Below are 7,130 nucleotides of genomic sequence, written 5' to 3' on the forward strand. Positions count from 1 at the left end.
CGCGCCACCCCCCCCCCCCCCCCCCCGGTTCGGGCCCCCCCTCCACCCCCCCCACCCCGGCCGGGGGGGGTATCCGGCCCGCCCCCCGCCCGCTGAAAACCCCCCCCCGCCCGGGCCGCGGGGGTCCCCGCTCGCCTCCCTGATCGCGGCGACCGGCGCCCCCTCGGTCATCGAAGAAATGATCAGCGAGCGGGTCGACGAGGGCGTCAAGGCCCTGGCCGCCGCGCCGATCCAGCCCGCCGCGCTCGACGCGCTGACCGCGCTGGCCGTCCGCGCCACGAATCGCCCGGCATGATGGCGAGCATGCGAACCGTTGCCGGACCCACGACCCGGGTGGTGATCGTCGGCGCCGGGCTGGCCGGCCTCGCCTGTGCCCTGCATCTGGCCGCGGCCGGCCGCCAGGTCACGGTGCTCGAGCGCGAATCGGTCCCGGGCGGCCGGGCGGGCCGCCTCGGCCTCCAGGGGTACGAGTTCGACACCGGCCCGACCGTGCTCACGATGCCGTCGCTGATCGAGGAACCACTGGCCGCGGTGGGCGAGAAACTGTCCGACTGGCTCCAGCTGACACCACTCGACCCCGCCTATCGCGCCCATTACCCGGACGGCTCCACACTGGACATCCGTACCGACACGGTGCGCATGGCGGCCGAGATCTCCCGGGTCTGCGGCCCCCGCGAGGCCGACGGATATCTGCGGTTCGTCGATTTCGCCCGCTCGCTGTGGCTTTTGGAACGCAACCATTTCATCGACCGCAACCTCGACAGCCCGGTCGACCTGCTCAACCTCAACCTGCTCAAACTGCTCGGCATGGGCGGCTTCCGCCGCCTTCAGCCGAAGATCAACTCATTCTTCCGCGATCCGCGCACCCAGCGCATTTTCTCCTTCCAGGCGATGTACGCCGGGCTGGCCCCGCAGGACGCGCTCGCCATCTACGCCGTCATCGCCTATCTCGACTCGGTGGCCGGCGTCTATTTCCCGGCCGGCGGAATGCAGGCGGTGCCCCGGGCCCTGGCCGGCGCGGCCGAGAAACACGGCGTCACGATCCAATACGACAGGACCGTCACCCGCGTCGAAACCTCGGCCGGGCGAGCGGTCGCGGTGCAGACCGCCGACGGAACCCGCATCCCGGCCGATGTCGTCGTGCTCAATCCGGATCTGCCCGTCGCGTACCGCGACCTTCTGCCGCCCCGGCGTTCGCCGCGCCGGCTGCGTTACTCACCCTCGTGCGTGGTGCTCCATGTCGGCTCCCGGCAGGCGTACGCGAAAATCGCGCACCACAACATTCACTTCGGTTCCTCGTGGCGCGGGACCTTCGACGAAGTGATCCGCCGTGGACTGCTGATGAGCGACCCGTCGCTGCTGGTCACCAACCCCAGCCGCACCGACTCGTCGGTCGCGCCGGCCGGCCGGCACAGCTATTACGTGCTGGCGCCGGTGCCCAACCTCGACGCCGGGCCGATGGATTGGCAGTCCCTTTCCCCGCGCTACGCCTCGTCCCTGATCCGCACCCTGGAAGACCGCGGCTACGTCGGTTTCGGCGACGGCATCGAGGTTTCCCGCGTCATCACGCCGGCCGACTGGGCCGCTCAAGGAATGGCCGCCGGCACCCCGTTCGCGGCCGCGCATACTTTTCGCCAGACCGGCCCGTTCCGCCCGGGCAACCTTCACCCCACCTTGGAGAACGTGGTGTTCACCGGATCGGGCACCCAGCCCGGCGTCGGCGTGCCGATGGTCCTCATATCGGGCAAACTCGCGGCCGCTCGGATCACGTCATGACCCCCCGCGAATCCCACCTCGTCGAACTGGTCGACTCCTCCGGAACCGCGATCGGCTCGACGACGGTGTCCGAAGCGCATACCGCACCGGGCCAGCTGCACCGGGCATTTTCCGTCTTCGTGCGCGACCCGGCCGGGCACGTACTGCTGCAGCAGCGGGCGGCCGAGAAAACGCGATTCCCGTTGCGGTGGGCCAATACGGCGTGCGGGCATCCGGCGCCGGGCGAGGACCTCGCGGCCGCGGCCGCCCGGCGCGTGGCCGAAGAGGTGGGGATCGAGGGCGTAGTGCTTACTTCGGTGGGCGTCTATGCCTATTACGCGGAGGATCCGTCGACCGGTCGCGTCGAATACGAGTACGACCACGTTCTGGTCGGAGATCTGCCCGCCGGGGCGGTGCCGCGGCCCGACCCGGCCGAGGTGGCAGACCTTCGGTGGGTCACGGTCGGCGACCTGCTCGCCGACCTCGGGACTGATGCACGGGCGTACGCGCCCTGGCTGGCCGGTGTCACCGGCCAGCTGGCGTCTTCCTCCGGGTCTTCTTCCGGGTCTCCTTCCGCGTCGGCGTTTCCGGAGCGGTCGGGTGACGGATGACGGGCTGACCGCTGGGGCGGTCGCCCGGAGGCTCGGTGTCGCGGTCACCACGCTGCGAACGTGGCACCAGAGGTACGGACTCGGGCCGAGCGAGCACGTGCCCGGGCATCATCGGCGATATACCGCGGAGGATCTTGACCGGTTGCAGGTGATGCGGCGGTTGACCGTGCAAGGGGTTGCTCCGGCCGAAGCGGCGGCGTGGGCTCGTCGTGCCCCGCTGCCCGCGGTTTCGCCGGCCGCTGTTCCGGCTCTTTCGGCCGGCCCCGCTGCTGACCCTGCTGCGGCTGCTTCAGCGGTCTCGCCGGGCTCCCGGCAGGGCGGCGGGCAGGTCATCGCCCTCGGCCCGCAAGCGGCCCCGGCCGCGCGAGGCGTCGCCCGGGCGGCCATGCACCTCGACGCGGCCGCCATGCGCGACATCCTCGACATGGTCCTCGCCGAACACGGCGTCATCGGCGCCTGGAACCAGGTCATGATGCCCGTCCTCATCGGCATCGGCGACCGCTACCAGGCCACCCGCCGCTTCGTCGAAGTCGAACACCTCATCTCCCGCTGCATCACCGAGGCGCTGGGCGCCGTCCGGCGTCCACACAGCAGCCTGGTCCCGGCCGTGCTCCTGGCCGCGGCCGACGAAGAACAACACACCCTGCCCCTGGAAGCGCTCGCCGCCGCCCTCGCCGAAGCGGGCATCCCCACCCGCCTCCTCGGCGCCCGCGTCCCCACCCCGGCCCTGCTCGACGCCATCGACCGCACCGGCCCCGAGGTGGTCGTCCTCTGGTCCCAGAGCCCGGCCACCGGCGACCCGAACCAACTCACCCGCGCCGCCGCCAGCCCCCGGCCCCCACTGCTGACCGGCGCCGCCGGCCCCGGCTGGCCCACCGAACTCCCCACCGGAGTGGCCCGGCTCACCACCCTCCCCGAAGCCGTAGACGTCATCACCTCCGCCGTTTCCGCAGGCCACAGCCCCGCAGACAAAAAGGGGATACCGATTTGAAGGGCAGGCGGTCGATCACGTATGCTTTCCAAGCCTCAAGCGGGGGCCCGGTTGGGGTCAGCGCCGAACAGCATTGCCAACGTGCAATACTGACGGAGTTGCCCTCATCGTCTAGTGGCCCAGGACGCCGCCCTTTCAAGGCGGTAGCACGGGTTCGAATCCCGTTGGGGGTACTGGTAGGTTGAAGTAGACCTGCTGGAGAGCAAGGCAGTTGGTTAGCAAGGTCCTGTGGAGCAGTTGGAGTGCTCGCCGCCCTGTCAAGGCGGAGGTCGCGGGTTCAAGTCCCGTCAGGACCGCACGAAATTACCTGGCCAGGTAGCTCAGTTGGTACGAGCGTCCGACTGAAAATCGGAAGGTCGGCGGTTCGACCCCGCCCCTGGCCACGAGAGCATAGGATCCCTGACCAGCGCGGACGCAGGTCAGGGATCTTGCTTATCTGAGCCTGGCAGCCATCCGATCGCGCGAATTGCTCACGGATTGCTCACGGTGGTTTTCCGAGCGGGTCGATGGTGCGTCAGAAGCTTGGCCGCTTGCTCGACCTGCCGGCCCGCTTCGGGACGGACATCGAAGCCGCGCGAGCGGCCGGCGTTCGTGTTATCGGCTACGCCAATCGATCATGGAAGGTTAACGCCTTCTCCGCCGCCGATGCTGTGGTCACCTCGATGGGTGATCTCGCCGAGATTTTGGCGCCGAGGCCTAAATAGCGTCGCGCTTAGGACTGCCGGAGGTCTCTCACCGAGGTGCACATCGGTGCTACGGCAGATCTCGAACCCGGAGCGGTCCGCGACCGGTCGAGTCCGCAAATGGGCAGAGATCGTCGTCCTGGCGAAACTTGGCGAGAGCCGGCACGCACCGTGCTGTATCCCAACTTTGGGTGAACGGAGGCAGTCGACGGAACGGGTCGGTCTGGCCAGCAGCCGGTGACAACCCCGAGTAGGCCACAACCTGCCCCGCTCTGGATCGCAGTTCGACGGTCGATATAGGCCAACAGATCCACTCGCACCCGACGGGTCAGAAGGTCGACGAGGTGCCTCTAGTGTGGCCCGTTAAGCGTCGCTCAGACGCTGGGCGCCCCCGCTGACTTACTGGCGAGCCGAGGGCAAATGGTGGACGCGTTCATCCGAATGGATGGCTTCCTGACGTCGCGAGTTGCGGGAACCTTGTACACCAGCAGTGACGGTGGGCGAGGGATTGGTGACTGTGGTGGATCTTGGGGTGTTGGCTCAGGACCTGGTGCCGTACGTGTCAGCGGCGGCCGCCGCTTACGGTGGCGCACTGGTGGACAAGGTGACTGAGGTTGCCGGTGATGCCGGCGCGGACGCCACTGTGGGGCTGGGTCGGCGGTTGCTGCGCCGGTTGTTCGCTTCGGAGCGGGGTGAGCAGGTGCGGGTGGCGGCGGTGGAGGTCGGTCAGCAGCCGGGTGATGAGGCGTCGGTGGCGGTGTTGCGGGCGCAGTTGTTGAAGGCGTTGTCGCAGGAGCCGCAGTTGGCGCAGGACGTGTCGCAGCTGTTGGCTCAGGCGAAGGTGGGCGGCGAGCGGTACACGGTGACGGTCTCCGGTGGTCAGGGCGTGCAGGTCGGCTCGGGAAATAGCCAGACGAATAACTTTTCGTCGGTGCCGCCGGCGTGAGCACCGGGCATGCCGACCCGTCTGAACCTGTTGGGTATGACGCCCGGATCAGCGGGGGCCAGGTGCAGGTCGGCTCGGGCAACACCCAGAACAACATCGGGGTGGACGCGGGTCGCTTGCCGCCGCCTCAGCGGGTCGGAGAGGGCACGACGATCCACAATCTGCCGCGGCCCTCGGCGGTGTTCGTCGGCCGTGACCTGAGCGTGTTAGCTGATCAGCTCGACGGTGATGACGCCGGTGTGGTGGTGGGCCAGGCAGCCGTGCACGGGCTGGGTGGCATCGGCAAGAGTGAGCTGGTCAACCATTACGCGCGCCGGTACCTGTCGCGGTATTCGCTGGTGTGGTGGATTACCGCGGACGGCGCCGCGAATCTGCAGCTGGGGTTGGCGGCGTTGACCCGACGGCTGCATCCGGTCGGCACCTTGGCCGATGCGCAGGCGTGGGCGATCGGCTGGCTGCAAGCGCACACCGGCTGGCTTCTGGTGCTGGACAACGTCGAGGACGTCAACGACGTCGCCGATCTGCTGGGAGTGGTCGGCGGGCGTGGGCAAGTGGTGGTAACCACCCGCCGCGATCTGGGCGCCGCCCGGTGGGCGATGTCAGGATTGACGCCGTTTCGGCTGGGGGTGCTCAGCCGGCGCGCCGCGGTCGATCTACTGACAGGGCTGACCGGTCACGACGACGCCGAAGCGGCGGGTCGGCTCGCCGCAGAGCTTGGTGATCTGCCGCTGGCGTTGGAGCAGGCCGCCGCCTACATTGCTCAACACGATCGGATGGGGTTCGACGACTACCGCCAGCTGTTGGACGATCAGTTCGACCGGGTAGCGAGCAACGCCGGGCACGGTGGGAAAGCTGGCCGCAGTATCGCAGCGGTGTGGACGGTTACCATGACCGCGATTGCGCGCCTCAACCCATTGGCGGCTCAGGTACTGGACGTGCTCGCCTGGCTGGCTCCCGAGGGCTTGCCCGACGACGTTCTCGCACCACTGGGCGGCAATCCGGCTGACATTGACGACGCTCTGGCGATGCTGGTGTCCTACAGCATCATCAGCCGGGAGGCCGGGCTCATAGGTATGCATCGTCTCGTCCAAGCCGTCACCCGTAATACCCAGGTCGCAGCTGACACAGCCGTCTCCGTGCGGGAACGAGCGGTCGACTTGCTCGCCGCCGCGATACCCGACGATCCGATCAACAACGTGCAGGGATGGCCTCGATGGAACGCCCTGCTGCCACACATCGACACCCTAGCCGGCAACGTCTCGGCCGATCACGAATTGGTTGACTTGCTGTTGATCGGCGACCGCGCGGCCACCTACCGACAGTTCCAAGGCCAGATCGATATAGCGATCGTCCAGTTTCAGGCGGTGCTGGCCGACTTACGGCGGGTGCTTGGTGAGGGTCACCCGTACACGCTGATCTCGCGCAACAACCTCGCCCTCGCCTATCGGGTAGCGGGCCGCACCGTGGAGGCGATCGCCGAGCTTGAGGCGGTGCTGGCCAGCTTACGGCGGGTGCTGGGCGAGGGTCATCCGTCCACGCTGACCGCGCGCAGCAACCTCGCGAGCGGCTACCAGGATGCGGGCCGCACCGTGGAGGCGGTCGCCGAGTTCGAGGCGGTGCTGGCCGATCAGCGGCGGGTGCTGGGCGAGGATCACCCGGACACGCTGATCTCGCGCAGCAACCTCGCCCTCGCCTACCGGGCGGCGGGCCGCACCGTGGAGGCGATCGCCGAGCTTGAGGCGGTGCTGGCCGACTTACGGCGGGTGCTGGGCGAGGGTCATCCGTCCACGCTGACCGCGCGCAGCAACCTCGCGAGCGGCTACCAGGATGCGGGCCGCACCGCGGAGGCCATCGCCGAGTTCGAAGCCTTGCTGGGCGATCGACGGCGGGTGCTGGGCGAGGATCACCCAGACACGCCGACCACGCGCAGCAACCTCGCCGGTGCCTACCAGGTGGCGGGCCGCACCGCGGAGGCGGTTGCCGGGTTCGAGGCGGTGCTGGGCGATCGGCGGCGGGTGCTGGGCGAGGATCACCCGGACACGCTGATCTCGCGCAGCAACCTCGCCGGTGCCTACCAGGTGGCGGGCCGCACCGCGGAGGCGGTTGCCGGGTTCGAGGCGGTGCTGGGCGATCGGCGGCGGGTG

At 68.9% G+C, this 7,130-nt stretch carries 5 protein-coding genes, 3 tRNA genes and 1 pseudogene; all 9 read left to right on the top strand.

Annotated elements, in window-relative coordinates; all coding sequences use genetic code 11:
* The first annotated feature begins 303 nt into the window (after nt 1-303).
* Complete coding sequence (crtI, locus tag AB0M88_RS01920; protein ID WP_364093909.1) at nt 304-1,776, top strand: phytoene desaturase family protein; 1,473 nt, start codon at nt 304-306, stop codon at nt 1,774-1,776.
* Nucleotides 1,773-2,366 carry an isopentenyl-diphosphate Delta-isomerase gene (idi, locus tag AB0M88_RS01925; RefSeq protein WP_364093912.1) on the top strand — a complete coding sequence of 198 codons (594 nt, stop codon included), beginning with the start codon at nt 1,773-1,775 and terminating at the stop codon, nt 2,364-2,366. The genes crtI and idi overlap by 4 nt, the downstream gene beginning before the upstream one ends.
* Complete coding sequence (locus AB0M88_RS01930) at nt 2,356-3,357, top strand: MerR family transcriptional regulator (RefSeq protein ID WP_364093915.1); 1,002 nt, start codon at nt 2,356-2,358, stop codon at nt 3,355-3,357. Before idi ends, AB0M88_RS01930 begins: the two co-directional genes overlap by 11 nt.
* A gap of 100 nt (nt 3,358-3,457) precedes the next feature.
* A tRNA-Glu gene (locus AB0M88_RS01935) sits at nt 3,458-3,530 on the top strand.
* A gap of 49 nt (nt 3,531-3,579) precedes the next feature.
* Nucleotides 3,580-3,653 (top strand) — tRNA-Asp (locus AB0M88_RS01940).
* 13 nt (nt 3,654-3,666) lie between these two features.
* Nucleotides 3,667-3,740, top strand: a tRNA-Phe gene (locus AB0M88_RS01945).
* A 174-nt stretch (nt 3,741-3,914) separates the two neighbouring features.
* A pseudogene (locus tag AB0M88_RS01950) lies at nt 3,915-4,061 on the top strand (haloacid dehalogenase); the annotation flags it as partial.
* 490 nt (nt 4,062-4,551) lie between these two features.
* Entirely contained in the window at nt 4,552-4,986 is a 435-nt protein-coding gene (locus tag AB0M88_RS01955) for a hypothetical protein (protein WP_364093917.1), read from the top strand.
* The coding region (locus AB0M88_RS01960; protein WP_364093919.1) for a tetratricopeptide repeat protein at nt 4,983-7,130 on the top strand (2,148 nt) is incomplete at its 3' end. The genes AB0M88_RS01955 and AB0M88_RS01960, both read left to right, overlap by 4 nt.

Origin of the sequence: Actinoplanes sp. NPDC051411 (genome assembly GCF_040682075.1) — a bacterium.
GTDB lineage: Bacteria > Actinomycetota > Actinomycetes > Mycobacteriales > Micromonosporaceae > Actinoplanes.

Excerpts from the sequence above, each read along its gene's own strand:
- crtI (WP_364093909.1), top strand. The coding sequence starts at position 304 with ATGCGAACCGTTGCCGGACCCACGACCCGGGTGGTGATCGTCGGCGCC.
- idi (WP_364093912.1), top strand. The coding sequence starts at position 1,773 with ATGACCCCCCGCGAATCCCACCTCGTCGAACTGGTCGACTCCTCCGGA.